The sequence below is a fragment of the Seonamhaeicola sp. genome (genome assembly GCF_028281565.1).
Classification (GTDB): domain Bacteria; phylum Bacteroidota; class Bacteroidia; order Flavobacteriales; family Flavobacteriaceae; genus Seonamhaeicola.
Genome location: NZ_JANQJQ010000009.1, coordinates 45,461 through 72,182, shown reverse-complemented (window position 1 = coordinate 72,182; position 26,722 = coordinate 45,461). Strand labels below are relative to the sequence as shown.

Sequence of the window (26,722 nt, the reverse complement as noted above, 5' to 3'; positions counted from 1 at the left end):
TCTGGCACAAAGAGCTAAATAGCTTAGATTTATTAAAAAGGATGTTTTTAAGAATGGAACCTCTAAAATACTTAATAGCTATTCAACCTTTTTATGCAATAATCGCGTAAGCTTAATAGATAGATCAGTCAGGATAATTTTAGAATTTCCGTTGCGTTCAATATGATAAATGGCGTCTTGCAACTCATTACTAATATCCATAATGTTATTGCCGTGTATAAAAGGCGCAAAATTTTCCAGTTTGAATTTTTCAGTTTTTGGCTCCAGAAAAACTAAATCGGTTGCATTATAGTTAAGCAGTAAGGCTTGTCTGAAAAAATCCAAACAAAAATTCAGGAACTGTTTTTGTGTTTCCCGCCCGGTTTTGGCTATGTTTTCACTCCAGGAAATTAAATCGTGAATAGCCGCTTTGTTACCTTTGGCTTTAAAAGCACTTCGAACCCAAAAAATGAACCATTCTTCAAACTGCAGATCTTCGGAATCCTGATAAACCAAATCACAGGCTTTGTTGTAATTCCCGTTTGATTGATGGGCAATTTTGGTAGCAACAGCCATATCTAAATTATAATTTTTGATAAGCGCTTGCTTTATCACGTCTTCGGCTAAAGGAGGAAAATGCAAAATTTGACAGCGTGACCTAATAGTATTTATTATTTGCTCTTCGTCTTCAGCAATAAGAATAAAAATGGTTTTATTTGGTGGCTCCTCAATAAGCTTTAATAATTTATTGGCACAGGCGATATTCATTTTTTCCGCCATCCAAATAATCATCACTTTATAACCGCCTTCATACGATTTTAAGGATAATGCTTTTACAATATCCTGTGCTTCGTCAACGCCAATCTGACCTTGTTTGTTATCAACGCCAAGTAGCTTATACCAATCAAACAGGTTCCCATAAGGTTGTTCTTTTAATAATTGACGCCATTCTTCAAGGTAATGACTGGAAACCGGGTGACTTTTAGCTTTATCCGTGGTTGTTACCGGAAATGCAAAATGTAAATCGGGATGGGACAGGTTTTGAAACTTCAGGTTACAAGCTTCATTACCGCTGTTATTTTCACCGTTAACGTAGTTGCATAAAAGATACTGTGCATAGGCTAAAGCCATTGGTAAGGTGCCACAGCCTTCTTTTCCAACAAAAAGTTGTGCGTGTGGAATTCTACCGTTATCAACACTTTGGGTGAGGTGGTTTTTAATGTGTTCCTGCCCTAAAATCTCAGAGAATAGCATTGGACAAACGTACATATTTTTTTTCAGCTTTTGAAGCTTAACGGTCTATAAAGCAGCTTTAACATTAGTTTGTAACAAAATAAATTTAAATCGTCTTATTTTTATAGTTCTAAAACCAATCAAAGTAAAGAATGACCCATAACGCTATACTTTTTATTCCGGATATTTCCGGCTTTACGGAGTTTGTTCATCATACAGACATAAGTCATAGCAGGCATATTATTTCTGAGCTTTTGGAATTGTTAATAGATAGCAATACCATGGGTTTGGAATTAGCAGAAATTGAAGGCGATGCCTTGTTTTTATACAAGTTGGAAGATCAGGTTGACGTAGTGGTTATAGAACAACAAATCGAAGCCATGTACTTGGCGTTTCATACACATATAAAGCGTTATGAATATCAGCGTATTTGTCATTGTGGTGCTTGCTCGTCGGCTTATAATTTGAAGATTAAATTTGTGGTGCATTATGGTGAGATTGAGTTTATTCAAGTAAAAGATTCTAAAAAACCCTATGGTAGTAACGTGATTCAAGTGCATCGTTTACTAAAAAATGAAGTGCCGTTAAATGAATATGCGCTTTTTACAGAAAAAGTTTTACCGATTGAAAAAGAAAACAAACAACAATTAAAAGCGACTTACGATTTTGGTGATATTGTATTCTCTTATAATGAACTCTCTCACTTAAAAGAAAACCTGCCTGATATTGACCCAATACCAAGTGATGTTCCCAAAACATGCTTAATTAAAGAAACGGTTGAGGTTAAAATGCCTTCCGTAGAGCTTTATGAAATCCTGAGTAATTTTGACTATAGATTGCTTTGGGTTAAAGGAATTGATGATTTGGAATACGAAAAAAATAAAGTAAATAGAGCCGGTCTAAAACATAAATGTTTGGTTAATAACCAGGAAGTGAGTCAAACCACTGTAACTAAGGCGGTGTCTGAAAATCAAATGGTCTACGGTGAATCTACCACCGATTTTCCCTTTACAAAACGAATGAGCAATTATTTTGTTTTAGAAGAGATTGAAGAGGGTATTACCAAAGTAGCTATTGAGGTTTTTGCAGATTTTAAACCCTTAGGGATTATTATGAAGCCCCTTTTAAGGAAAAAACTGAAATCAGCTATTTTAGAGAATTTCAATGAGCTTATTACCCTTATAGATTCCGGATTTTCTATCAAAAAAGAGTAAGAAAACCAGTTTTTTTAAAAATATTTTTCACTTCAAACGTTTTCGTTAAAAAAGGCATTTTTTAGTGCTGTTTAATTAGTTATTTTTGCTGAACTAATTAGTTAATACTATAAAAATGAAGACGCTAAACGATTTTAATTTCGAAAATAAAAAAGCCTTAATCCGTGTAGATTTTAATGTGCCTTTAAACGAAAATTTTGAAGTAACCGATGCTACAAGAATTATATCGGCTAAACCAACCATTGTTAAAATTTTAGAAGACGGCGGAAGCTGTGTTTTAATGTCTCATCTTGGGCGTCCAAAAGGGTTCCAGGATGAATTTTCATTAAAACACATTGTAGGAAAGGTTGAAGATGTCTTAGGCGTTGAGGTTAAGTTTGTTGTCGATTGTATAGGAGACGATGTTGAAGCTGCTGCTGCAAATTTAGAACCGGGGCAGATTTTATTATTGGAAAACCTTCGTTTTTATAAAGAAGAAACAGCAGGTGATGTTGGTTTTGCAGAAAAGCTATCAAAATTAGGCGATATTTATGTAAACGATGCTTTTGGAACGGCTCACAGGGCGCATGCATCTACAACCATTGTTGCTCAGTTCTTCCCACAGGATAAATGCTTTGGAAGTCTGTTAGCTCAGGAAATAGACAGTATTAAGAAAGTAATGGAGACAGGTGAAAAACCTGTTTTAGCCATTCTTGGCGGCGCTAAAGTATCGTCTAAAATCACCATAATAGAAAACATTTTAGATAAAGTGGATCACCTGATCATTGGGGGTGGTATGGCATTTACTTTTGTAAAGGCTCAGGGCGGAAGCATTGGTAATTCCATCTGTGAAGACGATAAGCAAGAGTTAGCCTTAAATATTTTAAAACAGGCCAAAGAAAAGAATGTACAGGTTCACATTCCGGTGGATACTATTGCTGCTGACGATTTTAGTAACGATGCCAACACACAAATAGTAGATATTGATGCAATTCCTGACGGCTGGGAAGGTGTTGATGCCGGCCCAAAGTCCAGAGCGCAATTCCATGAGGTTGTCATGCAATCTAAAACCATTCTTTGGAACGGACCGTTAGGTGTTTTTGAAATGGAAAGTTTTGCAGGAGGAACAATAGACTTAGGGAATTCCATTGCCAAGGCCACTAAAGATGGTGCTTTCTCACTTGTTGGTGGAGGAGATTCTGTGGCAGCTGTAAAACAATTCGGGTTCCAGGATAAGGTAAGCTATGTTAGTACCGGTGGTGGTGCCATGTTAGAGAGTTTAGAAGGAAAAACGTTGCCGGGAATAGCTGCTATTTTGGAATAAACTTGACTTTTAGAACAAGTACTAATCCTAACAATATTTGGAATTCCCTCCTTGAGGAGGGATTAAGGGAGGTGTTTTTGTCATTACTATAGAACACACCCCTATAGTCCCCTCAAGGGGACATTTGTTTACATTCTTGTAAACTCTGAACATGATTAGGGATATAAATAATTTGTTGAAATTCTTTATTTAAGTTTTCAAATCGAAAAAAACTCCACAAGGGGTAAGCCTTGTGGTTTCCATTAAAGTTGTCATTCTCGTGAATACGGGAATCTGAAATAAAAAATTTTGTAAGGAAGAAAATGCCGTAAAACTATCTATATTGGATCAGTTTTTTTAAGAAATTTTTTATTTCCCATAAAAAATACGATTTTAGCCATACTATCGTTCACATGGAATAGATATTATGGCTTTTCGTTTTTATATATTCATATTATTTTTAGGCTCATCACTTTGCTTTTCACAAGCTCCGGATCCTGTTTTGCCGTCAGCAGAACAAGTTAAAGACACTGTTGTTGATGGAAAAAACCAACTTGCGACACCCATTGAAGCGATTACTGACAGTACAAACATTAAAAAACTGGAAGACCATGAATTGGCGGCAGGTATAGATGAAAAATGGCTTGAAGAGTTATATAGCAATAGCCTGTTTGATACGATCTACAAAACGGTTTCGGAATTAGACTTTAAAGAAGTTGACTATCCGGAACTACCAACCGATACGTTAAAAGCCAGGCTTGAAGCCCTTAATGCCAGAACACCGTTTAATGTGGAGTACAATCCTTCTCTAGAAAGTGTTATTAAATCGTATTTAAAACACAGAAGAGATCTCATTCAAAGGCTTCTAACTTTAAGTGATTTCTACTTCCCCATGTTTGAACGTGAGTTAGATAATAGCAATATTCCATTAGAAATAAAGTATTTGGCCATTGTAGAATCGGCATTAAAACCAAGAGCAAAATCAAGAGTAGGTGCTACCGGATTATGGCAATTTATGTTTAGTACCGGTAAAATGTACGGATTGGATGTGAGTAGTTATGTTGACGAACGTAGTGACCCGATTAAGTCTACCAAAGCAGCTACAAAATATCTGGCAAAACTATATGAGATTTTTGGTGATTGGGATTTGGCTCTGGCCGCTTACAACTCCGGTCCGGGAAATGTCACCAAGGCTATACGGCGTTCCGGAGGGTATAAGAACTATTGGAATATCAGGCACAATTTACCAAGAGAAACCGCAGGCTATTTACCAGCATTTTTAGCAAATATGTACATTTTTGAATATGCCGAAGAACATGGTTTTAAAAAGGTGAAACCGGAGTTTGCACTTGCTGAAACAGACACGGTACTGGTTAAAAGTATGATTACTTTAGATCAGGTTTCTGAAGTTACCGGAACACCTGTTGAACAGCTTCAGTTTTTAAATCCTTCGTATAAATTAGATATCATTCCGGTAATAAAAGGAGAGCACTATTATTTGAGACTTCCCATAGAAGTTGTTGGCACTTTTGTAAACAATGAAGAAAAAATTTATGCCTTTGTAAAGAAAGAATTTGCAAAAAGAGAAAAGCCCTTACCGCAATTTTTCAATGCTACCGATAGAGTACGTTACAAAGTTCGTTCCGGTGATTACTTAGGAAAAATAGCCAGGCGTTATGGTGTTAGGGTCAGTCAGATTAAACGTTGGAACGGTTTGCGTTCTAACAATTTGCAAATTGGACAACGTTTGACCATATACCCGAGAAAACCTTATACGCCACCTGTGGCATCATCAACAGCTACATCAAAAAAAGCAACCATAACCAAACCACTTACAGGTGATGTTATTATCTATACGGTTAAGAGCGGTGATTCGTTATGGAGTATTTCTCAAAAATTTTCTGGAGTTTCTATTCAAAATATAAGAGATTGGAACGGTATTAGTGGTAATAATTTAAAACCGGGAATGAAACTTAAAATATCCAAAGGATAGTTCCTCAAATAAATATAATGTACTAATGAAAAAAATCCTTCTGTTAGCCTTCTTGTTGTTGGTTGTAATGTCCTGCCAGGACAAAAACAAAACCCCTAAAAGATTTCTTTATGATTCTAGTGGAAACATCAATCACGTTTCGGTTATTGTAGATAATGATTTATGGAATGGAAGGGTTGGCGAAGCCATAAGAGGTGTATTAACCAAAACTATCTATGGGCTTCCGCAAGATGAACCGTTGTTCACATTGAGCCAAATCCCCCCTTCTGTATTTTCAGGATTTGTAACAAGAAACAGGACCATATTAAAGATTGAAATGAATAAAGCGCCCGGAATGACCATTAAAGAAAATATTTATGCTAAACCGCAAAAAGTGATTCTTCTTTCCGGTAATACAAAACAAGATATTATTGATTTGGTAACCGAAAATGGTGATAAAATAACAGAAACCTTTAGAACTATGGAGATTGCTGAAAGGCAACGTCAAATGGCTAAATCACCTCATAACTTTACTTCCATAAAAGAAAAGTTGGGGTTAACTATTAAATTTCCTTCCATTTATGACCTGGCAAAAGAAAGTGACAATTTCTTTTGGCTTAGAAAAGATATTACTACAGGTCATTCGCATTTAATGATTTATGAATTACCATATGATGCAATTAAAAGGAACGACAGCACAGTGGTACAAATAATAAAAATTAGAGACTCTATTGGGCAAGCCTATTTTAAAGGCAGGCTTGATGGTAATATTGATACTGATGGTACAACCATTAGTTCTTTTATGGTTACAGAGGATGCTTATACACCATTTCACGGAGAAACCATTATTGATAATAAACCGGCTTTTGAAACCAAAGGTATTTGGGAGTTGACAAATGATTTTATGGGAGGTTCTTTTATAAACTACACTATTGAAGACAAAGTGAACAAACGCTGGGTTGGTGTGGAAGGCTTTATATTCGCACCTTCGGTTGAAAAACGCAACTATATGCTGGAATTAGAGGCTATTATTAAATCGGTTAAAATTGAATGATTTAATATAAATACGGATAACAAAAAAGGGCAACGTTATGTTGCCCTTTTCATTATAAATAAAATAAAGTTATTCTTTTTTGTCGCTTTCGCCATTTTCCTCTTTACTGGCATCTTTAAACTCCTTAATGCCACTTCCCAAACCTCGCATTAATTCCGGTATTTTCTTTCCGCCAAACAACAGTAAAACTACAACAACTATTAAAGCTATTTGCCAGGGTCCAATAGCTAAGGGTAACATATATAAGCTCATAATAATTAATTTAAAGAACAAAGTTAATAATTAAAGTTTAATAATGTCGTTTAAAGCATAACTTTAATATGTACAAAAATTAGTCTTGCAATAATTTTATTTAATAATAGTGAATTCTCTAAAGCATTGCTTAAGAGTTTCTGTTGAAATTGTCGTTCCCGAGAAATCGGGAATCTGAAAAATAAATAGAATTTTTAAGATTACTTTAGTATGTAAGTAAAGAAGCCCGAATACTTCTGAAACTCTGGTTTCAGGAATAGTTGGTTATAAGAAATTCGTTATTTTTGCTTTTCATGAAGAAAAAAAAGGAGCCTAAAAAAATAAAAAAGAAACTACTGGATAAGTATAGGTTGGTCATACTTAATGAACTTACTTTTGAAGAACGCTTATCTTTTAAATTAACAAGGCTAAATGTTTTTGTTTTGGGGTCTTTATCAGCAATGTTTTTAATAACACTTACTTTTTTATTAATTGCATTTACGCCTTTAAGAGAATACATTCCCGGATATTCTTCAACAGCATTAAAAAAGAAAGCGACTGAGCTTAACTTTAAAACAGACTCGTTACAACAAGTAATAGCAATGAACGAGTTGTATTATGGCTCCATAAAAAAAGTATTGAAAGGCGATGTTAGCACTGTTGACTTCAATAAAGATTCTATTATTGAAGCAGTAAAGTTAGAAGCAAGTGAGGTAGATTTTGCACCTACGGCGGAAGATTCTCTTTTAAGAGAAAAAGTAGATAAAGAAGATAAGTACAACCTGTTTGAATCTGCTACCTCAGCCACAAATTTTGTGTTATTCCCTCCGGTTAGCGGTACCATTAGTGAGCATTACAATTTAAAAGAAAAGCACTATGCCGTTGATGTTGTGGTACCTAAAGACACTCCTGTTAAGGCTACAGCCGATGGGATTGTTATTTTTGCTGAATGGACAGCAGGCACAGGTTATGTCATTATTTTGGAGCATAGTTACGGACTTATTTCGGTGTATAAACACAATGCTGGACTCACTAAATCTCAAGGTGATTTGGTCAAAGCAGGTGAAGTAATTGCCACCGCAGGAAATACCGGAGAACTTTCAACAGGGCCTCATTTACATTTTGAACTTTGGAACGACGGGTATCCTATCAATCCAACAAATTTTATAGATTTTAAATAATGTTATCAATAAAATCTGCTTTAGCAAAACCATTTGCAAAACGTATTTATAAAAGCATTCAAAAATGGGCTAACAACCCGGTTAAAACACAGGAAAAAGTTTTTCAGGAATTAATCTCTACAGCTGCCAGGACACAGTTTGGAAAGGACCATGATTTTATTAGTATAAATTCGTATGGAGATTTTGTAAAACGAGTTCCCGTAAGAGATTATGAAGCGCTAAAGCCTTACGTAGACAGAGTTGTTGATGGAGAAGAAGATATCCTTTGGACGGGAAAGCCCATCTATTTTGCCAAAACATCGGGAACCACATCAGGAGCAAAATATATTCCTATAACCAAAGAAAGCATGCCTAGTCATGTTGAGGCCGCCAGAAATGCCATTTTAATGTATATCCATGAAACCGGAAATACCAAGTTTGTAGACGGCAAAATGATATTCCTCCAGGGAAGCCCCATTTTAAATGAACAAAATGGTGTAAAACTAGGAAGGCTTTCAGGTATCGTAGCCCATTATGTGCCTAAGTACCTTCAAAAAAACAGATTACCCTCTTGGGAAACCAATTGTATAGAAGACTGGGAAACTAAAGTGGATGCCATTGTTGAAGAAACCCTGCCGGAAAACATGACTATTATTTCAGGGATTCCCTCCTGGGTGCAAATGTATTTTGAGAAGCTCATTCAAAAAACAGGTAAACCGGTTGGAGACATTTTTAAAAATTTCAATCTTTTCATTTTTGGAGGCGTCAATTACGAGCCATACAGGACCAAGTTTGAAAACTTGATAGGACGAAAAGTTGATAGTATAGAGTTATATCCTGCAAGCGAAGGTTTTTTTGCGTTTCAGGATAAACAGAATGAAAAGGGCATGTTGCTTCAGCTAAACTCAGGAATATTTTATGAGTTTATAAAGGCTGATGAATTCTTTGATGAAAACCCTAAACGAATCACTATTAAGGATGTTGAGGTTGGCGTAAATTATGTAATGATAATTTCAACAAACGCTGGTTTGTGGGCATACAATATTGGTGACACAGTTGAGTTTACTTCTACAAATCCATATCGGGTTATAGTTTCCGGTAGGATTAAACATTTTATTTCTGCCTTTGGTGAACACGTTATTGGTAAGGAAGTTGAGCAAGCTATTCAGGAGGCGACAGCTAAAACTGGTATAAGCGTTTCGGAGTTTACCGTAGCACCCCAAATCAATCCAAAAGAAGGGTTGCCGTATCACGAATGGTTTATTGAGTTTGAAGAAGAGCCTAAAGATCTTTCGGCTTTAGCCAAAAAAATAGATGAGTCGCTTCAAAAACAAAATACATATTACTTCGATTTAATTCAGGGTCATGTACTGCAAACTTTAAAAATCACACCGGTTAAAAAAGACGGATTTAAAAATTATATGAAATCCATTGGGAAATTGGGAGGGCAAAATAAGCTTCCGAGACTTTCTAACGACAGAAAACTGGTTGACGATTTTCCGTACACAAATTAAATCAAATAGTATTATCTTTGGCAAGGAAAAAAAGCGCTAATGAGTAATATAAAGCATCACGAAAGAACAAGAGCTCAAGAGAGTTCGAATGCTATTGAAAGGATGTATATTACCATGCGCCATTTGTTTATTCGGGGGTTTTATAAACCTATGGGTGTTTCAGGTGAAATGCTTCGTAATTCATTACTACTTTTACGACCGGAAATTTATGGCTCCATAGGTGACGAAAAAGCCGAACTGGAAGGTTTACTTTATGTTATAGACAGGCTTCCTGAAGGGATTGAAGAATGTACTTTTATCAATTTAACAAGTGATGAAGGCTATTCTAATTCACATTTTAAGCCCATAATTCCAGAGAAAAGACGCAGGAATTGTTACAGGATTGATGACGAGCAAATGAATATTGAGATTACCAGAGGCCGTTCTGAAATCTACGATATTTTAACACATCTTACGTTTCTTTTTGTCGAATCTCATAAAATTAGTAACCGCGTTTTAATAAATGATGAAGAAGGCTTAACTACAAGAGATTGGGAAAAGCTTGAAAAAGCAGTTTTGTCAAAAAAGAAGCTTACAAAGGAGGAGCGTGAAATTGCTATTACCCATACCGCGAATATTTTAGGAAGAACGTTTAATGAGCTAAGGGCAGTTTACGAAGATTTTTCTACACCTAAACAACCGGAAAGATTATTGCATATTGTTTATTGGCTTGGTAAACTGGCCATAGAGGAACAAGTAAATAATAATAAAAGAACAGTTACTTTTAGTCCGGTTTTAAGAGAACGGATTGGGCATCATATCCATGGTGAAATTTGGGCAGATAACATTAAGGAAGTTCTGTTCAAAAATAATTTACTGGACAGGCCAATTCACATTATTAGTGCCAACATGCATAGTGTTATGAATACACTTTTTGCACCTTCAGCGTTAAAGACCTTAGCTTCTAAAAAGGATATTTTTGAGGTTTATGAAGCTTTAAGTAATAAAGAAAATGAAGCCTTACGTAATAAAGTCAATGCGCTGGCCTTGCAAAATGGCATGCTGTATATAAAAGATGCGTCCGGAACAAATATCGATGTTCAAATTTTTGACACAGGTAAAATTGATATATCCAAGATTGATATAAATGCTAATGAGTCTGCTTTAAAAGAAAATAAACCGGTTATTTTGGTAATGGATTATGCTTTTGGGGAACAGGCCTATGAAACCATTGACGAGTTATTGAAACCTTATAAAAAGAATGGCGGTCAAGTTCATTTAAATGTTGAATCTATGTCTATTATGGGTAAAGCAGGCATTTTGGAAGGTGGAAAAGGAGATATTATGATTCCGTCAGCGCACATTTTTGAGGGAACAGCAGATAATTATCCGTTTAAAAATGAATTAGGAAAGGAAGACCTGGAAGGTCAGGGAGTAGATGTTTATGAAGGCACCATGATCACCGTTTTGGGAACATCGCTTCAGAATAAAGACATTTTAAAGTTCTTTTATAATTCCACCTGGCAAGTCATTGGTTTGGAAATGGAAGGAGCGCATTACCAAAAAGCCATACAGGCTGCTTCAAAAGTAAGAGGAAGTATTTGTTCCGATGTAAAAGTGAGATATGCCTATTATGCCAGTGATAACCCTCTGGAAACAGGAGCAACATTAGCTTCGGGTGGTTTAGGGACTACCGGAGTTAAACCAACCTATTTAATAACAAGAACTATTTTAGAACAAATATTAAACTAACAGAATACAATTATGAGTAAAGACACACAACAATCTGAAGAAGTAGATTTAGGACAGTTGTTTAAAATGATTAGTAATATGTTTGATAAACTTTTTAAGTTTATTGGAAGCATTCTTAACAGGCTGTTTTTGGCATTTGTTTGGTTGGTGTTTTTTATTAAAAAACATTTCATAAAATTGGTAATAGCAGGAACATTAGGAACAGGATTAAGTGTTTTGTTGGAGAAAACATCAGATCCTGTTTATAAATCATATGTTACGATAAAGCAAAATTACAATACGGGTGAAAACCTGTACAATTCTATTATCTATTATAACGACTTAGTTAAGCAGGGGGATGTAGGTACATTAGAAACTGTTTTGGAGATTAAACCTGAAGAAGCAGCATCTATTTTAGATTTTAATATGGAGTCTGTAATTAGCAAAAATCAAAAACTGCAGGAATACGACAAGTACCTTAAAACACTTGATACGACGGTAGCAAAAACAGTTGAGTATAAAACTTTTTTAGGAAATTCAGAGGATTATCATCATCAATATCAGCAAATTACAATTAAAGCTAAAGAGCGAAATAACTTTAAAACAGTATTTGATAAGATTATTGCAAACATTAACTCGAACGCTTATTTTAAAAGGGAACAGGAAAAGGATTTAAGAGAGCTTAAAGATCAGGCTTTGGCCATATCGGAAGCATTAATTATGTCTGATACTCTATTAGATGTTTATCAAAAAGCCATTGTAAAATCAGCAGAAAATGATAACGAGTTTCAATCAAAAATTAAGATATCTTCTAATATGGAAGAAACAAGTTCTACCAAGGAGTTTGAGCTTTACAATAAGTCAATAGAACTAAAACAAGAATTGGTGGATATTGAAAGGGAAATTGCAGATAAGGAGCATATCATTGAAATAACATCCAGTAAACAAGACAGTGGCTCTATAGATAATAAAAAGGAGCTATTAGGAATATCTGTAAGTGGTAAAGTATTTTACGGTATTATTTTTACTGGGCTAACCTTCTTCGTATTATTAGGACTTCAGTTTATAAAGTATTTAGAACAGTTTAAGGATAAGGTATAATACATGAATATTTTGATAACAGGGGGGGCAGGTTTTATAGGTTCAAACTTTATAGTTTATTTGCTTAAACAAAACCCTCATGTTAGTATAGTTAATGTAGATAAACTTACTTATGCAGGAACTCTTAATAATTTAAAAGGGGTTGAAAATCATTCAAATTATACCTTTATTAAAGGGGATATTTGTGATAGAAGTTTAATTGAAAGTTTATTCAATCAGTATAGCTTTAAAGGCGTTATTCACTTTGCAGCTGAATCTCATGTAGATAATTCAATAGATAGTCCTGATGAGTTTATAAATACCAATATTATTGGGACATTTAATTTAATAGATGTTGCTAAGAATCATTGGATGGAATCGCCGTTTAAGGTAAGAGAGGAGTATAAAACTTCACGATTTCATCATATTTCTACAGATGAGGTTTATGGTACACTTGGAAAAACAGGATTGTTTACAGAACGAACGTCATATGCTCCTAATAGTCCATATAGCGCCTCTAAAGCTTCATCAGATTTTATTGTTAGAAGCTATTATCATACTTATGGGATGAATGTAGTTACCACAAATTGTTCAAATAATTACGGACCTAAGCAACATGATGAAAAATTAATACCAACTATAATTAGAAAAGCCTTAGAAGGAGAAAAAATTCCAATATATGGAGATGGAAAGAATATTAGAGATTGGTTGTATGTAGAAGATCATTGTCAAGGAATTGATATAGTTTTCTCAAAAGGTGTTTCAGGGGAGACATATAATATTGGAGGTCGAAACGAGCGGAATAATTTATATATTGCTAACACTATATGTGAGATTTTGGACAAAATAAGACCTAAGAAGGCATCATATAAAAAACAAATAACCTTTGTTAGGGATAGACCAGGTCATGATTTCAGGTATGCGATTGATGCCAGAAAAATTGAAGAACAACTAGGATGGAAAGCAAAGGAAAATTTCGAATCAGGTATAGTGAAAACCATAGCGTGGTATATTAACAAGTATATTGGTTAAATGAAAGGAATAATATTAGCGGGAGGATCAGGAACAAGACTTTATCCACTTACCAAAGTAGTAAGTAAGCAACTCATGCCTGTGTATGATAAACCTATGATATATTATCCTTTAACTACACTTTTGTCGGCAGGTATAAATGACATTTTAATTATTACTACATCAACAGATATTGATAGGTTTAAAGACCTATTGGGCGATGGTAGTAATTATGGTTGCAAGTTTGAATATGCTATCCAGGAACAACCTAAAGGGCTGGCAGAAGCTTTTCTTATTGGAGAAAAGTTTATAGGTGATGATAATGTGGCGTTAATTTTAGGAGATAATATTTTTTATGGTTCTGGTTTAAGCAAAACTTTAAAGGGGTTAGTCAATCCTGTTGGAGGTATTATTTTTGCCTACCACGTTCAGGACCCTCAACGATACGGTGTAGTTAATTTCGATGAGTATAACAAGGTAATATCAATTGAAGAGAAGCCTGAAAAGCCAAAATCCAATTATGTAGTTCCAGGTATTTATTTTTATGATAATTCAGTAGTTGAAATTGCTAAAAAAATTAAACCAAGTGGTAGGGATGAGTTGGAAATTACAGATATTAACAAAGTATATTTGAATCAGGGATTGTTGAATGTCCAAATTTTAGACAAGGGGACAGCCTGGTTAGATACAGGAACCTTTGCGTCTTTAATGCAAGCCTCACAGTTTGTTCAGGTTATTGAAGAACGTCAAGGACAAAAAATAGGGTGTATTGAAGAGATAGCCTATAAGATGGGGTTTATTGATAAAGAACAGCTCAGTAAATTGGCGCACCCACTACTTAAGAGTGGCTATGGTAAGTACCTTCAACAATTAATATAGAGAATGATCGTTGAAGAAACATATTTAAAAGGTTGCTATATAATAACGCCAAAGGTATTTAAAGATAGTCGAGGCTATTTTTTTGAAAGTTTCAATAAAAGTGTATTTGAGAAAGAAACACACGTCAATGTCAATTTTGTACAAGACAATCAATCGAAATCTTCTAAAGGAGTTTTAAGAGGTTTACATTTTCAAAGAGGAGAATTTGCACAGGCTAAATTAGTGCATGTCATCAAAGGAAAAGTATTGGATGTATGCGTTGATATAAGAGAAAACTCCATGACTTTTGGGAGGCACTTTTCTATTATTTTAGATGATAAAAGCCACAAACAGCTTTATATTCCAAAAGGATTTGCTCATGGTTTTCACGTTTTAGAAAATAACACTATTTTTTCGTATAAGTGTGATAATTATTATTGTAAGGAATCAGAAGCTGGTATATTGTATAATGATAAGCAACTAGACATTGATTGGAATATTTCTACTCAGCTTATTTTATCAGATAAAGATAAAAATTTACCAACATTTGAAGAGTTTTTTCAAGGTCCATGAACAAAAGAATATTAGTTACGGGAGCAAAAGGGCAGTTAGGGAAAACAATTCAAGAGTTATATTCTAGTAACACATTAGGGTTGGATTTTACTTTTGTTTCAAAGAGTAAATTAAATATTATAAAACGCCATGACTTAAATTCTTTTTTTGGTAAGAATAAATTTGATTATTGCATCAATTGTGCGGCATACACCAATGTAGAACAAGCAGAGAAAACTCCCGAAATTGCTTATAAGATAAATGCTGAAGGGGTTAAAAATTTGGCTGAAATGTGTAAAACTTACCATGTAGCTTTAATTCATATTTCTACAGATTATGTGTTTGATGGAGAAAAACAAGAGCCATATACGGTTCAAGATGTTCCTAATCCAATAAACGAATATGGAAAATCTAAACTTTTAGGAGAAAAGTATATTAAAGATATATTAAACCAATACTTCATTATTAGAACATCTTGGTTGTATAGTAAAAAGTATGGGCATAATTTTTACAGGACCATTGTTGAAAAAGGGAAAAAAGGGCTACAACTTTCTATAACTAAAGACCAAATAGGTTGCCCTACAAATACGATCAATTTATCTAAGTTTATTATTAAAGTTATTATTGATAAAAATCGCAAATTTGGTATTTATCATTTTACAGATAATGAATCGATGTCTTGGTATGATTTTGCAAAAAAAATTTTAATGGAGCACAAGCTTTTGAATAAAATAAAGCTTGTTGAGGTAGAGAATTATCGTACTTTTGCCAAAAGGCCTTTATATAGTGTTTTAGCTATTAATGAATAATGAAAAAAAAAAATTTAATTGTTTTTGGCACCAGGCCAGAAGCCATAAAAATGGCACCTTTAGTAAAAGAGTTTTTAAAATACGAAGACTCTTTTGATACAAAAGTTTGCATTACCGCACAGCACCGTGAAATGTTAGATCAGGTTCTTGATTTTTTTGAGATTATACCAGATTATGATCTAAATTTAATGAAACCAAACCAAAACCTGTATAGCCTTACTGCCGATATCTTTTTAGGGCTGAAAGAAACGTTAGAAGATTTTAATCCTGACTATGTATATGTTCACGGAGACACAACCACTACAATGGCTTCAAGTATAGCAGCTTTTTATTCCGGAGCAAAAGTTTGTCATGTAGAGGCTGGCTTACGTACTTTTAACCTGAAATCTCCTTTCCCTGAAGAAATGAATAGATGTGTGACTGGAGTTGTTTCAAATATTCACTTTTCACCTACTGAAACTTCTAAACAAAATTTAATAAATGAAAATAAGACACCTGAATCAATATTAATTACCGGGAATACAGTTATAGACGCTCTTAAATTTAGTGTAGAAAAGGTTAATTCTGATAATTTTCACGATAATGAAGTAGAGAAGTTGAAAAACTTTATAAATACAAACAAAAAGTTAATTTTAGTCACTGGTCATAGACGTGAAAATCATGGTCAGGGGTTTATAAATATTTGTGCAGCCTTAAAACAAATAGCATCAAATAACCCGGATACCCAGATTATATATCCTGTACATTTAAACCCAAATGTACAGGAACCCGTTTATAATTTATTAAATAACGTAGAAAATATTGATTTAATAGCTCCTCTTTCTTACCCTGCCTTTGTATGGCTTATGAATGAATCTTATTTAATAATCACAGATAGCGGAGGTGTTCAAGAAGAGGCTCCAAGTTTAGGTAAACCTGTTTTGGTAATGCGAAATACTACAGAAAGACCAGAGGCTGTGGATGCAGGTACAGTGATTTTAGTAGGAACAAATAAAGATAGAATAATTTCGGAAACAGAAAAACTCTTAAAAGATAAAGAGTCTTATCAAGATATGAGCAAGTTGCATAATCCTTATGGGGATGGCAAAGCTTGTGAACGTATTGTAGAATATATTTCAAAAAATTAAATACTGGGAATACACCTAGTGTAGTAATGATTGGTTTGGGTTATATAGTAAAAAGTATGGTCATAATTTTTATAGGACTATTGTTGAAAAAAGGAAAAAAGGATCACAGCTTTCTATAACTAAAGGCCAAATAGGGTGCCCTACAAATATGATCAATTTATCTAAGTTTATTATTAAAGTTATCATTGATAAAAATCGCAAATTTGGTATTTATCATTTTACAGATAATGAATCGATGTCTTGGTATGATTTTGCAAAAAAGATTTTAATAGAGCACAAACTTTTGAATAAAATAAAGCTTGTTGAGGTAGAGAATTATCGTACTTTTGCCGAAAGACCTAAATCTAGTATTTTAAGTATGAATAATACTTAAAAATGAATTATAGAACTTATAAAATAAATGGACAAGAAAAAAGACATAATTGCCATTATAGGATTAGGATATGTCGGCTTACCCTTAGCAATAGAATTTAGTAAAAAAACCTTTAATGTATTAGGATATGATATCGATTTTAATCGGGTTAAAGAACTAAATGATGGAATTGATCATACAAATGAAGTATCCAGTGAAGATTTAAAGTCAAATAAAGTTAATTATACTTCAAGCGAGAAAGATTTAATAACCGCAAATATATATATTATAACGGTTCCAACTCCAATAGATTCTTTCAAACAACCAGATTTAAAACCGATTAAGAATGCAAGCGAATTAGTTGGTAAATATATTTCCAAAGGAGACTTGGTTATATACGAATCTACTGTTTTTCCTGGGTGTACCGAGGAAATTTGTGTGCCCATATTGGAAGAATCGAGCAATATGACGTTTAATAGAGATTTTTTCTGTGGATATTCACCCGAAAGAATTAACCCCGGAGATAAAATAAGAAGAGTTCATAATATTGTAAAGGTAACTTCGGGTAGCACCGAAGAGGTAGCAGAATTGGTTGATGAGCTTTATGCATCAATTGTTTCAGCGGGGACGCATAAAGCGTCTTCAATTAAAGTTGCAGAAGCTGCTAAAATAATTGAAAACACTCAAAGAGATTTAAATATTTCGTTTGTAAATGAATTAGCTTTGATTTTTGATGAAATGGATATTGATACTTTAGAGGTTTTGGAAGCTGCCGGGACAAAATGGAATTTCTTACCATTTCGGCCTGGACTGGTTGGAGGACACTGCATTGGCGTAGACCCATTTTACCTAACTCATAAAGCTGAGAGCTTAGGTTATCACCCGCAGGTGATATTAGCGGGTAGAAAGATTAATGATGAGATGGGAGTGCATATTGCAAATAAAATAGTAAAACTAATGGTTAAAGAAGGGCATAAAGTAAAAGATGCCAGAGCATTAGTTTTAGGGTTTACATTTAAAGAAAACTGCCCGGATATAAGAAACTCCAAAGTTATAGATGTTGTAGATGAACTTAAGGAATTTGGAATCGAAGTGGATGTATTTGATCCTTTAGCCGATAGTGTTGAAGTTTTACACGAATATGGGATAAATTTAATAGAAAAACCTAAAGGGCTTTACGATACTATAATATTGGCCGTAGGACATGAGGAATTTAAAGGTATAGATATAAATAGATTAAGTAACACTAATGCTGTTGTATATGATATCAAAAGCTTTTTACCTAAAGAAATAATTACAGACAGACTCTAATAAATACTTGAAATGAAAGACAAGGGGTATTTTGCACACGAAACAGCTGTTATTGATGAAAATTGTGAGATTGGTAAAAACACAAAAATTTGGCATTTTTCTCACATTATGTCTAATTGTTCTATAGGGGAAGCTTGTAACATTGGTCAAAACGTAGTGGTCTCACCTAATGTGAAAATGGGAAAGAATGTAAAAGTTCAAAATAACGTCTCTTTATATACTGGGGTGATCTGTGAAGATGATGTTTTTCTAGGCCCTTCTATGGTATTTACCAATGTCATTAACCCAAGAAGTGCAGTTAACAGACGGGGGTTGTATGAGAAAACTATTGTAAAAAAAGGAGCTTCAATTGGGGCAAATGCTACAATCGTTTGCGGAAATAATATTGGCGAATATGCATTAATAGGGGCGGGAGCGGTAGTTACCAAGGAAGTTAAACCGTATGCTCTTTTAGTTGGTAATCCCGCAAAACAAATAGGATGGGTAAGTGAATATGGACATCGTTTAAATTTTAACAAAGATAATATTGCTGTTTGCCCGGAAAGCTGTCAAGAATATATCTTAAAAGAAAATAAGGTAGAAAGAATTAAATAACTAAAGATTAAAGAATCATCATGAAAAACTTTGCCCTAATAGGTGCTGCAGGTTATATCGCTCCCAGACACATGAAAGCTATAAAAGACACTGACAATAATTTGGTAGCAGCTTATGATAAAAATGATAGCGTAGGAATTATTGATTCGCACTTTCCTAAAGCAGATTTTTTTGTAGAATTTGAAAGATTTGACAGACATATTGAGAAATTAAAATATGAACAAGACCTATATCTTGATTATGTAAGTATTTGTTCCCCTAATTATTTGCATGATGCGCATATTAGATTTGCTCTAAGAAGTGGTGCTGACGCGATCTGTGAAAAACCACTTGTACTGAACCCGTGGAATATAGATAAATTACAAAAGGTTGAAGAAAAAACAGGAAAAAAAGTATATAATATCCTTCAACTTAGAGTACACCCCTCTATAATTGCATTAAAAGAAAAAGTTAAAAACTCTAATAAAGGCACCAAATTTGAAGTGGATTTGACTTATTTAACATCCAGGGGTAATTGGTATGAGACATCATGGAAAGGAGACATAAGTAAATCAGGAGGAATTGCTACGAATATTGGAGTACATTTTTACGATATGTTGTCATGGATTTTTGGTGATATTCAAGAGAATATTGTTCATGTTCATGAAAAAGACAGAGCTGCAGGATATTTAGAATTTAAAAATGCTCGTGTTCGTTGGTTTTTGTCAATTAATGCAAAATATTTACCTGACAATATAAAGAAAAAGGGCCAGACAACGTTTAGGTCTATCACTATTGATGGTGAAGAGTTAGAGTTTAGTGGAGGGTTTACCGATTTACATACAATGGTATATAGAGATATTTTAGAAGGTAAAGGATATGGATTAGATGCCGCCAGAACAGCTATTAAAATTGTTCATGATATAAGAAATATTAATCCTGTTGGTTTAAAAGGGACTTATCATCCATTTGCGGAGAAAAAATAGTTTAGAAGTAAGTTTTGTATGAAACCTAAAATTATAGTTATAATTGGCGCACGCCCTCAATTCATAAAGCATTTTCCATTCGAAAAAGCTGCTTCTGGAATATTAGATTTAAAAACAATACATACAGGTCAGCATTACGATAAAAATATGAGTAGCATATTTTTTCAACAGTTAAAAATGGCGAAGCCAGATTATATGCTAAATATAGGAAGTGGTAATCATGGTGCTCAGACAGGAGGAATGATGATTGAGATAGAAAAAATTGTTGAAAAAGAAAAGCCTAAAGGAATAGTTGTTTTTGGAGATACTAATTCTACTTTAGCAGGAGCATTGGTAGCCTCTAAATTACATATTCCGTTGTTTCATATAGAGTCTGGTCTAAGAAGCTACAATAAAGAAATGCCTGAGGAAATAAATAGAGTTTTAACAGACCACGTTTCAGATCTTTTATTCATTCCTAGTGAGGTTGCGTCTAAGAACTTGTCTCAGGAAGGCATAAGTAAAGGTATTCAGAATGTGGGAGACATAATGAAAGATTTGGTGGATATAGTAATCAATGACGGAATTTTAAATAATAAAAAGACAAACGAAGAAGATTATTATTATGTTACCATTCATAGACCTTACAATACTGATGAGAAGCATAGATTGAATAATATATTGGATAGTCTTAACGGGTTAGATAAAAAAATTATCATGACATTACACCCCCGAACAAAGAATTTATCTAAAAAATATGCTATTGATTTAGCATCTTTTCTTAATATAAAGTTTATAGAGCCTCAATCCTATTTTGATAATTTAAACTATTTGTTTTATTCTAAAGGATTAATAACAGACAGTGGGGGGATGCAAAAAGAAGCATATTGGTTGAAAAAAAAGTGTGTAACTATTCGTAAAGAAACAGAATGGGTTGAAACTTTAAATTTTAATGCAAATAAGTTAGTTTTTTATAATCTTTCAGAAATACAGGAAGAACTAAACAAAGAGCCATTGAACTGGGATGAAACCTTATATGGTAATGGAAATAGTGCTAATAAAATAGTGGCTTCAATTAAAAATTTCCTTAAAGAATAAACTTTGAATAGAATTCTTGAAAAAATAAAGTTATTAAAATCTGAATTTGTCAGGAATGTATTATTAGTGATGACAGGCACTGCGATTTCTCAAGGAATTGGACTTATAATGACTCCAATTTTAACCAGAAATTATTCCCCTGAACACTTTGGAGTTCTTTTAGTTTATATGAGTATTCTAACTATTGTAGGTACAATTTCAACAGGCAAGTATGAACGAGCGATTTTGCTAACCAAAACTGAAAAGGATATTAGTAAAATAGTTTTTTTATGTTTTTTTATAAGTCTTGGCGTAAGTTTTGTTTTATTTATAGCATTACTAACTTGTAGTAATCTGATAGTTAATTATTTATCGTTTGAATTATCTTTGTATAACTGGCTTTATACTTTGCCAATTCTTTTAATAGTTTATTCATTGTATGTGGTTTTTTCTATGGTATTAAACTATCAAAAAAAGTTTAAGGCATTGTCTACAGCTAAAATTGTAAAAACAATATCAAGTATTTCTGTAAGTTTAGCATGTATTTTTTTTTTAAAGGATGCAAGAGGTCTTATTTTAGGTGAGTTTTCAGGATATACTTTATCAATGCTATTTGTATATTGTTCCAATAAAAATAACCTGGTTTTTAATACTATAGGGGTAAAGGAAATAAAAGAAATTGCAGTTAGATATAAAGACTTTCCCAGGTTCAATATTCCCTCGGATTTTATGAATATGACATCTAGTCAAATGCCTGCTTTTTTCTTAACCACATATTTTGGTGCTGGTGTTACAGGTTTTTATTCTCTAATGAAAAGAGTTTTAGATGCACCTGTGGGCCTTTTATCTACTTCTGTTTTAGAAGTGTTCAGGCAAAAAGCCGCAGCGCAGTACATGGAACAAGGAAACTGTAAATATTTATTTGTAAAAACAGCGAAAAGTTTAGGAATAATTTCGGTAATTCCATTTACACTTATTTTTTTATTTGCTCCACAATTGTTTGCATTTATATTTGGGTCGGAGTGGGAAATTGCCGGTGAATATTCCAGAATATTTTCGATGTATTATTACTTCAAATTTGTTTCAAGCCCTCTTACTTATATGTTTTATATTGCAGAAAAACAGAAAATAGACTTTATATTACATTTATATATTTTCTGTTCTGTTATTTTAATACTTAATTTACCAAGGTTTTTTGATTTAAACGAAGCAAATACTCTTTGGATTTATAGTATTAACTATGTTATTGTCTATAGCTTTTATTTTATTTTTTCATATAGGTTAGCATGTGGTAAAGAAATTAATAATTATTTAAAAAAATGAAAAAGTTTATCTGGTTTATTATTAAATCTATACCCAGTTTAAGATTTTTTTATGAAACAAGACACACACAGACGCCTATTCGATTTAGAATGTGGTTTTTTCAAAAAATTTTAGGATTTAACAGAAAAGCCTATTGGCCTGTTCATTTTACAAGTATTGTTTCTAATTATAAAAATATTTATGTTGGAATCGATACTTCTCCAGGGTATTCCCCTGGGTGTTATATACAAGGGGGAGGTATAGTTTATGTTGGAGATTATACCCAGATTGCTCCAAATGTAGGTATAATAAGTTCTAACCATGACCTTCACGATTCTAGGAAAAAAGTTGTTGGAGAGGTAAAAATTGGGAAATATTGTTGGATAGGTATGAATGCAATGATTCTTCCTGACATTACAATAGGAGACTTTACTATTGTAGCAGCGGGATCCATAGTAACCAAGTCGTTTCCCAAAGGACATTGTGTGATTGGAGGTAATCCAGCTAAGATTATTAAGAATTTAGAAAAAGAAAAATGTATTCCATTTAAAAATAAGTTTGAGTATAATGGTTATATAAGAAATAAAGATTTTGAATTATTTCGGAAAAGAAATTTAAATGTGTAATTATGATTATAATAATTGATTATGGCGTAGGAAATTTAAATTCAATCAAGAATATGATTAAAAAGGTTGGTTTTAAAGCAGAAATTACCTCAAATATTGATCAAATTAGTAAGGGCACAAAGTTTGTTTTGCCAGGAGTAGGCTCATTTGAATATGGAATAAATAAGTTAAGGAGCATGTCATATTTTTCAGTTTTAGAGAAGAAGATATTAGAGGAAAAAACCCCAGTTTTAGGTGTTTGCTTGGGAGCACAATTACTTTTTGAAGCAAGTGAAGAAGGTTCCCCTGTTGATGGACTGGGTTGGATTAAAGGATCTATTAAAAAATTTAAGCATTCAGATAAAAATTACAATTTAAAAATTCCACACATGGGATGGAATTATGTCAAGCCTCTAAAATATAGTAAGCTTTTGGAGGGGCTTGATGAAAAATCTAGGTTTTATTTTGTACATAGTTATCATTTTGAGTGTAAGGAAAAAGAGGCCAATTTGTTAGAAACCAGTTATGGGTATCCATTTGTTTCTGGGGTTGAAAAAGAAAATGTTTTAGGTGTTCAATTTCATCCGGAAAAAAGCCATAAGTTTGGAATGCAGCTCTATAGCAATTACTTAAAGAACTATTAATGAAGAGAGTAATTCCAGTATTGTTAATACGAGATGGAGGTCTTGTCAAATCTGTTAAATTTAAGAAACATAATTACGTTGGTGATCCAATAAATACAGTTAAAATATTTAATGAAAAAGAGGTAGATGAAATAATTATTTTAGACATTAGTGCTTCCAGAGAGAAGCGTTCTCCTAATATTGATATGATTAATGAAATAGCCAGTGAAGCTTTTATGCCATTGTCGTATGGAGGTGGTATCACGACAATAGAACAAGTAAAAGATATATTATATCAGGGAGTTGAAAAAGTTGTGTTTAACACCAGCGCAATTCTAACCCCTGAATTAATTAGTGAGACTGCGCATAGGTTTGGTAGCTCCAGCACAGTTGTATCTATTGATGTTGGGAGGAATCTAATGGGGAAACCAAGGGTGTTCTCTGAAAATGGAAGAAAGAACACAAAGTTGGATGTTATTGAGTTTGCTAAAAAAATGGAAAATTTGGGAGCAGGAGAAATATTTTTAAATGTTATAGAGCATGATGGAACTTTTAAAGGTTTTAATCTGGAGATTATTAAACAAGTTTCAGAAGTAGTTAATGTTCCTGTTATTGCCTGTGGAGGAGCTAGGACTAATGAAGATTTAGCTAAGGCTATAGTAGAAGGTAAGGCTTCAGCAGTTGCAGCAGGAAGCATGTTTGTTTACCAAAATACCAATAGAGCTGTTTTAATTAATTACCCTAATTGGGAAGAAATTCAAACAACTATAAAAAACTTTGAAAAAGAATGAATAATAATAAAAATGAAACGATAGTTTGTAAACGCTGCGTTATGGACACTACAGCTAAGAACATTTCGTTTGATGCAACAGGTATTTGTAATTACTGTACCAATTATTTTAAAGAGCAACATAAAGTTTTAAAGAATGAAGAGCTATTAAAACCAATTATTGCTAAAATTAAAGAAGAAGGAAAGAATAAAAAATATGATTGTGTAATTGGCGTGAGTGGTGGCGTAGATAGTACTTATGTAGCCTATTATGTAAAACAACTTGGGTTAAATCCTTTGGCTATTCACCTGGATAACGGTTGGGATTCTGAATTAGCTGTGGCGAATATTGAAAAAACTTTAAAAAAGTTAGATATAGATTTATATACCCATGTAATAAATTGGAATGAATTTAAAGATTTACAATTGTCTTTTCTAAAAGCCTCTATACCAGGAATGGAGATTCCTTCTGACCATGCTATTTTTGCTATTCTTAATAAAGTAGCTCTTAAATACGGAGTTAGGTACATAATAAACGGATCTAATTTTAGAATGGAATATATAATGGATCCGGATTGGTCAGAGTTTATCGGTCAAATGGATTGGTTGTTAATCAAAAATGTTCATAAACAATTTGGAAAAGTAGCCTTGAAAACATTTCCAAGAATGACTAGAAAAGATGTTTATTACACTAGGTTTGTAAAAAAACATACAGTGATAAATATACTGGATTACATTGATTTTTCTAAAGAAAAGGCAATGAAAATAATTCAGGATAAATTGGGTTGGGTATATTACGGTGGTAAGCATTATGAATCTATATATACAAGATTTACCCAAGCATATATCCAGCCGTTGAAATTTAGTATTGATAAGCGGAAAGCCCATTATTCAAATGTAATATGTATGGGTGAAATGACACGAGAAGAGGCTTTATCAGCATTGAAAAAAGATGCTTACCCCAATGAGGAGATGAAAATGGACGATTTAGAATATTTTAAAAAGAAAATGAACTTCTCTGATTCAGAATTTGAAAAAATAATGAATGCTCCGGTTAAATCTTATAAAGATTATAAAGGCTATTTTAATCACCCAATTTATTCAAAATTACAAGAAAAGGCATTAAAAATTCATTTTAAACTAAAAGGGAAGGGTTTTTATGGGAAGTAAGAAAAATGTTATTTTAATTACTCCTTTTTGGACTGGAATCAAAAGTTTTTTTTTAGAAGGAGAAGATAAATTTAAAGGTATGCCGGCATTTACTAATACTTTCTTTAGTCTGGTAAATAACGGAAATATAGAAAAGATATTTGTAATATTCTTAGGGAACAGAATTGAAACTAATTTCAAAATAAGCGAGAAATATGAAGAGAAGATAAAAGTTTACGGATTCAGTTTTTCAAACAAACTGTTTGCCGTCAAGACAATACTTTCCCTTTTTGTTAAAGTAATTAAAATAATAAAGAAAAATAAAAGTTCGGTTTTATATGGACATGGTTCAGTCGGTGGAGTTGCAGGAATTATTTCTTTATTTACTAAAACTCCTAACATAAGGAGAGTTTATGGAACATTTTTATGTGATGAACTGAATAGGTCGAAAATAAGCATATTTTTCAGACATCCTTTAGAATATCTAACATTTTCATTGCCGGCCAAAGCAATTATTTGTACAAATGATGGAACTAAAGGAGATTTGGTTTTTGATAAAATTGGGCATAAAAGTACCCCTTTTTATTTTTGGCTCAACGGAATTGATAAAACGGATTATAATTTACTTCCATATGCTCAGGTAGCTAGCAAATATAAAATTAATTTTAAACCCCAAATATGTTATATTGCAAGAATTGATATTTGGAAAAGACAACATTTACTTTTAGAAATATTAAAGATATTAGATAAGAGAGGTAACAAGTTTAAAACCCTAATAGCTGGTCCAGTAATAAACAAAAAATATTATCAGGATTTGGAAAATAAACTATCCAATTATAGGCTTTCAGAGTTTGTTAAAATAATTCCTGGTCTTACTAAAGAAGAAACAATAAGCGTTATAAAAGCTTCTGATATAAGTGTCTCTTTTTATGATTATTCTAATCTCGGGAATGTGTTTTTGGAATCATTAAGCTTAGGAACGGTAATGCTGTCGGAAAATATTAATAATTCACTAGCATTAATAGATAAAGAATTATATTATAACGTGATACCATCTGATTATAAAGAGACCGCCAATATTATAGAACATATATTTGAAAACACAGAAGAATTGTCTTTGAAGTCAGATAAAGCCATTAAATTTTCTCACAAGCAACTTTTGACTTGGAAAGAAAGAGCTGAAAAAGAAGTTTTTTTATTAGGAATATAA

General features: G+C 33.0%; 25 protein-coding genes and 1 pseudogene. 24 read left to right on the top strand and 2 right to left on the bottom strand.

Going from position 1 to position 26,722, the window contains the following annotated elements:
- Positions 1 to 78: 78 nt before the first annotated feature.
- Complete coding sequence (locus Q0983_RS03650; protein WP_299549095.1) at positions 79 to 1,233, bottom strand: DNA polymerase III subunit delta'; 1,155 nt, start codon at positions 1,231 to 1,233, stop codon at positions 79 to 81.
- Positions 1,234 to 1,364: 131 nt separating this feature from the next.
- On the opposite strand from Q0983_RS03650, the gene Q0983_RS03645 reads away from it, so the two are divergent.
- The 4 genes from Q0983_RS03645 to Q0983_RS03630 all read left to right on the top strand — a co-directional run bounded on the left by Q0983_RS03645 (position 1,365) and on the right by Q0983_RS03630 (position 6,734).
- Positions 1,365 to 2,426 carry a DUF2652 domain-containing protein gene (locus Q0983_RS03645; protein WP_299548884.1) on the top strand — a complete coding sequence of 354 codons (1,062 nt, stop codon included), beginning with the start codon at positions 1,365 to 1,367 and terminating at the stop codon, positions 2,424 to 2,426.
- A 115-nt stretch (positions 2,427 to 2,541) separates the two neighbouring features.
- The gene (locus tag Q0983_RS03640; RefSeq protein ID WP_299548881.1) at positions 2,542 to 3,729 is read left to right on the top strand and encodes a phosphoglycerate kinase; all 1,188 of its coding nucleotides are present in this window, start codon (positions 2,542 to 2,544) and stop codon (positions 3,727 to 3,729) included.
- A gap of 406 nt (positions 3,730 to 4,135) precedes the next feature.
- Positions 4,136 to 5,701 (top strand): LysM peptidoglycan-binding domain-containing protein, encoded by a 1,566-nt coding sequence (locus tag Q0983_RS03635; protein WP_299548878.1) that lies wholly within the window; start codon positions 4,136 to 4,138, stop codon positions 5,699 to 5,701.
- 25 nt (positions 5,702 to 5,726) lie between these two features.
- The gene (locus Q0983_RS03630; RefSeq protein ID WP_299548875.1) at positions 5,727 to 6,734 is read left to right on the top strand and encodes a DUF4837 family protein; all 1,008 of its coding nucleotides are present in this window, start codon (positions 5,727 to 5,729) and stop codon (positions 6,732 to 6,734) included.
- A 69-nt stretch (positions 6,735 to 6,803) separates the two neighbouring features.
- Here Q0983_RS03630 and tatA read toward each other — a convergent pair whose 3' ends face one another.
- Complete coding sequence (tatA, locus tag Q0983_RS03625) at positions 6,804 to 6,986, bottom strand: twin-arginine translocase TatA/TatE family subunit (RefSeq protein WP_299548872.1); 183 nt, start codon at positions 6,984 to 6,986, stop codon at positions 6,804 to 6,806.
- 293 nt (positions 6,987 to 7,279) lie between these two features.
- Here tatA and Q0983_RS03620 point away from each other — a divergent pair, with 293 nt between their 5' ends.
- From Q0983_RS03620 to Q0983_RS03530, 20 genes and pseudogenes are all read left to right on the top strand, one after another.
- Positions 7,280 to 8,146 carry a M23 family metallopeptidase gene (locus Q0983_RS03620; RefSeq protein ID WP_299548869.1) on the top strand — a complete coding sequence of 289 codons (867 nt, stop codon included), beginning with the start codon at positions 7,280 to 7,282 and terminating at the stop codon, positions 8,144 to 8,146.
- A complete protein-coding gene (locus Q0983_RS03615) occupies positions 8,146 to 9,639 on the top strand; it encodes a GH3 auxin-responsive promoter family protein (RefSeq protein WP_299548866.1) in 1,494 nt (497 codons plus the stop codon). The genes Q0983_RS03620 and Q0983_RS03615 overlap by 1 nt, the downstream gene beginning before the upstream one ends.
- A 39-nt stretch (positions 9,640 to 9,678) precedes the next feature.
- The gene (locus tag Q0983_RS03610) at positions 9,679 to 11,370 is read left to right on the top strand and encodes a hypothetical protein (protein WP_299548863.1); all 1,692 of its coding nucleotides are present in this window, start codon (positions 9,679 to 9,681) and stop codon (positions 11,368 to 11,370) included.
- Between the two features lie 12 nt (positions 11,371 to 11,382).
- Entirely contained in the window at positions 11,383 to 12,450 is a 1,068-nt protein-coding gene (locus Q0983_RS03605; RefSeq protein ID WP_299548860.1) for a hypothetical protein, read from the top strand.
- A 3-nt stretch (positions 12,451 to 12,453) separates the two neighbouring features.
- The gene (rfbB, locus tag Q0983_RS03600) at positions 12,454 to 13,461 is read left to right on the top strand and encodes a dTDP-glucose 4,6-dehydratase (RefSeq protein WP_299548858.1); all 1,008 of its coding nucleotides are present in this window, start codon (positions 12,454 to 12,456) and stop codon (positions 13,459 to 13,461) included.
- Positions 13,462 to 14,319, top strand: coding sequence for a glucose-1-phosphate thymidylyltransferase RfbA (rfbA, locus tag Q0983_RS03595; protein ID WP_299548855.1), 858 nt, complete (start codon positions 13,462 to 13,464; stop codon positions 14,317 to 14,319).
- 3 nt (positions 14,320 to 14,322) lie between these two features.
- On the top strand, positions 14,323 to 14,871 hold the full coding sequence (gene rfbC, locus Q0983_RS03590) for a dTDP-4-dehydrorhamnose 3,5-epimerase (protein WP_299548852.1): 549 nt from the start codon (positions 14,323 to 14,325) through the stop codon (positions 14,869 to 14,871).
- Positions 14,868 to 15,659 carry a dTDP-4-dehydrorhamnose reductase gene (rfbD, locus tag Q0983_RS03585; protein WP_299548849.1) on the top strand — a complete coding sequence of 264 codons (792 nt, stop codon included), beginning with the start codon at positions 14,868 to 14,870 and terminating at the stop codon, positions 15,657 to 15,659. Before rfbC ends, rfbD begins: the two co-directional genes overlap by 4 nt.
- Entirely contained in the window at positions 15,659 to 16,786 is a 1,128-nt protein-coding gene (gene wecB, locus Q0983_RS03580) for a UDP-N-acetylglucosamine 2-epimerase (non-hydrolyzing) (RefSeq protein ID WP_299548846.1), read from the top strand. The genes rfbD and wecB (Q0983_RS03580) overlap by 1 nt, the downstream gene beginning before the upstream one ends.
- Before the next feature lie 52 nt (positions 16,787 to 16,838).
- A pseudogene (locus Q0983_RS21365) lies at positions 16,839 to 17,159 on the top strand (sugar nucleotide-binding protein); the annotation flags it as partial.
- Between the two features lie 27 nt (positions 17,160 to 17,186).
- A complete protein-coding gene (locus tag Q0983_RS03575; RefSeq protein ID WP_299548843.1) occupies positions 17,187 to 18,449 on the top strand; it encodes a nucleotide sugar dehydrogenase in 1,263 nt (420 codons plus the stop codon).
- 12 nt (positions 18,450 to 18,461) lie between these two features.
- A complete protein-coding gene (locus Q0983_RS03570) occupies positions 18,462 to 19,043 on the top strand; it encodes an acyltransferase (protein WP_299548840.1) in 582 nt (193 codons plus the stop codon).
- A gap of 20 nt (positions 19,044 to 19,063) precedes the next feature.
- On the top strand, positions 19,064 to 20,008 hold the full coding sequence (locus Q0983_RS03565; RefSeq protein ID WP_299548837.1) for a Gfo/Idh/MocA family oxidoreductase: 945 nt from the start codon (positions 19,064 to 19,066) through the stop codon (positions 20,006 to 20,008).
- Positions 20,009 to 20,026: 18 nt separating this feature from the next.
- Positions 20,027 to 21,085 carry a UDP-N-acetylglucosamine 2-epimerase (non-hydrolyzing) gene (gene wecB / locus Q0983_RS03560; protein WP_299548835.1) on the top strand — a complete coding sequence of 353 codons (1,059 nt, stop codon included), beginning with the start codon at positions 20,027 to 20,029 and terminating at the stop codon, positions 21,083 to 21,085.
- A gap of 3 nt (positions 21,086 to 21,088) precedes the next feature.
- On the top strand, positions 21,089 to 22,387 hold the full coding sequence (locus Q0983_RS03555) for an oligosaccharide flippase family protein (protein ID WP_299548832.1): 1,299 nt from the start codon (positions 21,089 to 21,091) through the stop codon (positions 22,385 to 22,387).
- Positions 22,384 to 22,992, top strand: coding sequence for an acyltransferase (locus Q0983_RS03550; RefSeq protein WP_299548828.1), 609 nt, complete (start codon positions 22,384 to 22,386; stop codon positions 22,990 to 22,992). Before Q0983_RS03555 ends, Q0983_RS03550 begins: the two co-directional genes overlap by 4 nt.
- Positions 22,993 to 22,994: 2 nt before the next feature.
- Positions 22,995 to 23,615 carry an imidazole glycerol phosphate synthase subunit HisH gene (gene hisH / locus Q0983_RS03545; protein WP_299548825.1) on the top strand — a complete coding sequence of 207 codons (621 nt, stop codon included), beginning with the start codon at positions 22,995 to 22,997 and terminating at the stop codon, positions 23,613 to 23,615.
- Positions 23,615 to 24,385: an AglZ/HisF2 family acetamidino modification protein gene (locus Q0983_RS03540; protein WP_299548822.1), complete on the top strand. Its 771-nt coding sequence runs from the start codon at positions 23,615 to 23,617 to the stop codon at positions 24,383 to 24,385. Before hisH ends, Q0983_RS03540 begins: the two co-directional genes overlap by 1 nt.
- Positions 24,382 to 25,533 (top strand): N-acetyl sugar amidotransferase, encoded by a 1,152-nt coding sequence (locus Q0983_RS03535; RefSeq protein WP_299548819.1) that lies wholly within the window; start codon positions 24,382 to 24,384, stop codon positions 25,531 to 25,533. The genes Q0983_RS03540 and Q0983_RS03535 overlap by 4 nt, the downstream gene beginning before the upstream one ends.
- On the top strand, positions 25,523 to 26,722 hold the full coding sequence (locus Q0983_RS03530) for a glycosyltransferase (RefSeq protein WP_299548816.1): 1,200 nt from the start codon (positions 25,523 to 25,525) through the stop codon (positions 26,720 to 26,722). Before Q0983_RS03535 ends, Q0983_RS03530 begins: the two co-directional genes overlap by 11 nt.

Bases quoted from the DNA above. Each gene is read 5' to 3' on its own strand.
- Q0983_RS03565 (WP_299548837.1), top strand. From the start codon at position 19,064: ATGAAAAACTTTGCCCTAATAGGTGCTGCAGGTTATATCGCTCCCAGA.
- wecB (WP_299548835.1), top strand. From the start codon at position 20,027: ATGAAACCTAAAATTATAGTTATAATTGGCGCACGCCCTCAATTCATA.
- hisH (WP_299548825.1), top strand. From the start codon at position 22,995: ATGATTATAATAATTGATTATGGCGTAGGAAATTTAAATTCAATCAAG.
- Q0983_RS03540 (WP_299548822.1), top strand. From the start codon at position 23,615: ATGAAGAGAGTAATTCCAGTATTGTTAATACGAGATGGAGGTCTTGTC.
- wecB (WP_299548846.1), top strand. From the start codon at position 15,659: ATGAAAAAAAAAAATTTAATTGTTTTTGGCACCAGGCCAGAAGCCATA.
- Q0983_RS03570 (WP_299548840.1), top strand. From the start codon at position 18,462: ATGAAAGACAAGGGGTATTTTGCACACGAAACAGCTGTTATTGATGAA.
- Q0983_RS03640 (WP_299548881.1), top strand. From the start codon at position 2,542: ATGAAGACGCTAAACGATTTTAATTTCGAAAATAAAAAAGCCTTAATC.
- Q0983_RS03620 (WP_299548869.1), top strand. From the start codon at position 7,280: ATGAAGAAAAAAAAGGAGCCTAAAAAAATAAAAAAGAAACTACTGGAT.
- Q0983_RS03575 (WP_299548843.1), top strand. From the start codon at position 17,187: ATGGACAAGAAAAAAGACATAATTGCCATTATAGGATTAGGATATGTC.
- Q0983_RS03645 (WP_299548884.1), top strand. From the start codon at position 1,365: ATGACCCATAACGCTATACTTTTTATTCCGGATATTTCCGGCTTTACG.
- tatA (WP_299548872.1), bottom strand. From the start codon at position 6,986: ATGAGCTTATATATGTTACCCTTAGCTATTGGACCCTGGCAAATAGCT.
- Q0983_RS03550 (WP_299548828.1), top strand. From the start codon at position 22,384: ATGAAAAAGTTTATCTGGTTTATTATTAAATCTATACCCAGTTTAAGA.
- Q0983_RS03605 (WP_299548860.1), top strand. From the start codon at position 11,383: ATGAGTAAAGACACACAACAATCTGAAGAAGTAGATTTAGGACAGTTG.
- rfbB (WP_299548858.1), top strand. From the start codon at position 12,454: ATGAATATTTTGATAACAGGGGGGGCAGGTTTTATAGGTTCAAACTTT.
- Q0983_RS03610 (WP_299548863.1), top strand. From the start codon at position 9,679: ATGAGTAATATAAAGCATCACGAAAGAACAAGAGCTCAAGAGAGTTCG.
- Q0983_RS03635 (WP_299548878.1), top strand. From the start codon at position 4,136: ATGGCTTTTCGTTTTTATATATTCATATTATTTTTAGGCTCATCACTT.
- Q0983_RS03535 (WP_299548819.1), top strand. From the start codon at position 24,382: ATGAATAATAATAAAAATGAAACGATAGTTTGTAAACGCTGCGTTATG.
- Q0983_RS03530 (WP_299548816.1), top strand. From the start codon at position 25,523: ATGGGAAGTAAGAAAAATGTTATTTTAATTACTCCTTTTTGGACTGGA.
- Q0983_RS03630 (WP_299548875.1), top strand. From the start codon at position 5,727: ATGAAAAAAATCCTTCTGTTAGCCTTCTTGTTGTTGGTTGTAATGTCC.
- rfbD (WP_299548849.1), top strand. From the start codon at position 14,868: ATGAACAAAAGAATATTAGTTACGGGAGCAAAAGGGCAGTTAGGGAAA.
- Q0983_RS03615 (WP_299548866.1), top strand. From the start codon at position 8,146: ATGTTATCAATAAAATCTGCTTTAGCAAAACCATTTGCAAAACGTATT.
- Q0983_RS03650 (WP_299549095.1), bottom strand. From the start codon at position 1,233: ATGCTATTCTCTGAGATTTTAGGGCAGGAACACATTAAAAACCACCTC.
- rfbA (WP_299548855.1), top strand. From the start codon at position 13,462: ATGAAAGGAATAATATTAGCGGGAGGATCAGGAACAAGACTTTATCCA.
- rfbC (WP_299548852.1), top strand. From the start codon at position 14,323: ATGATCGTTGAAGAAACATATTTAAAAGGTTGCTATATAATAACGCCA.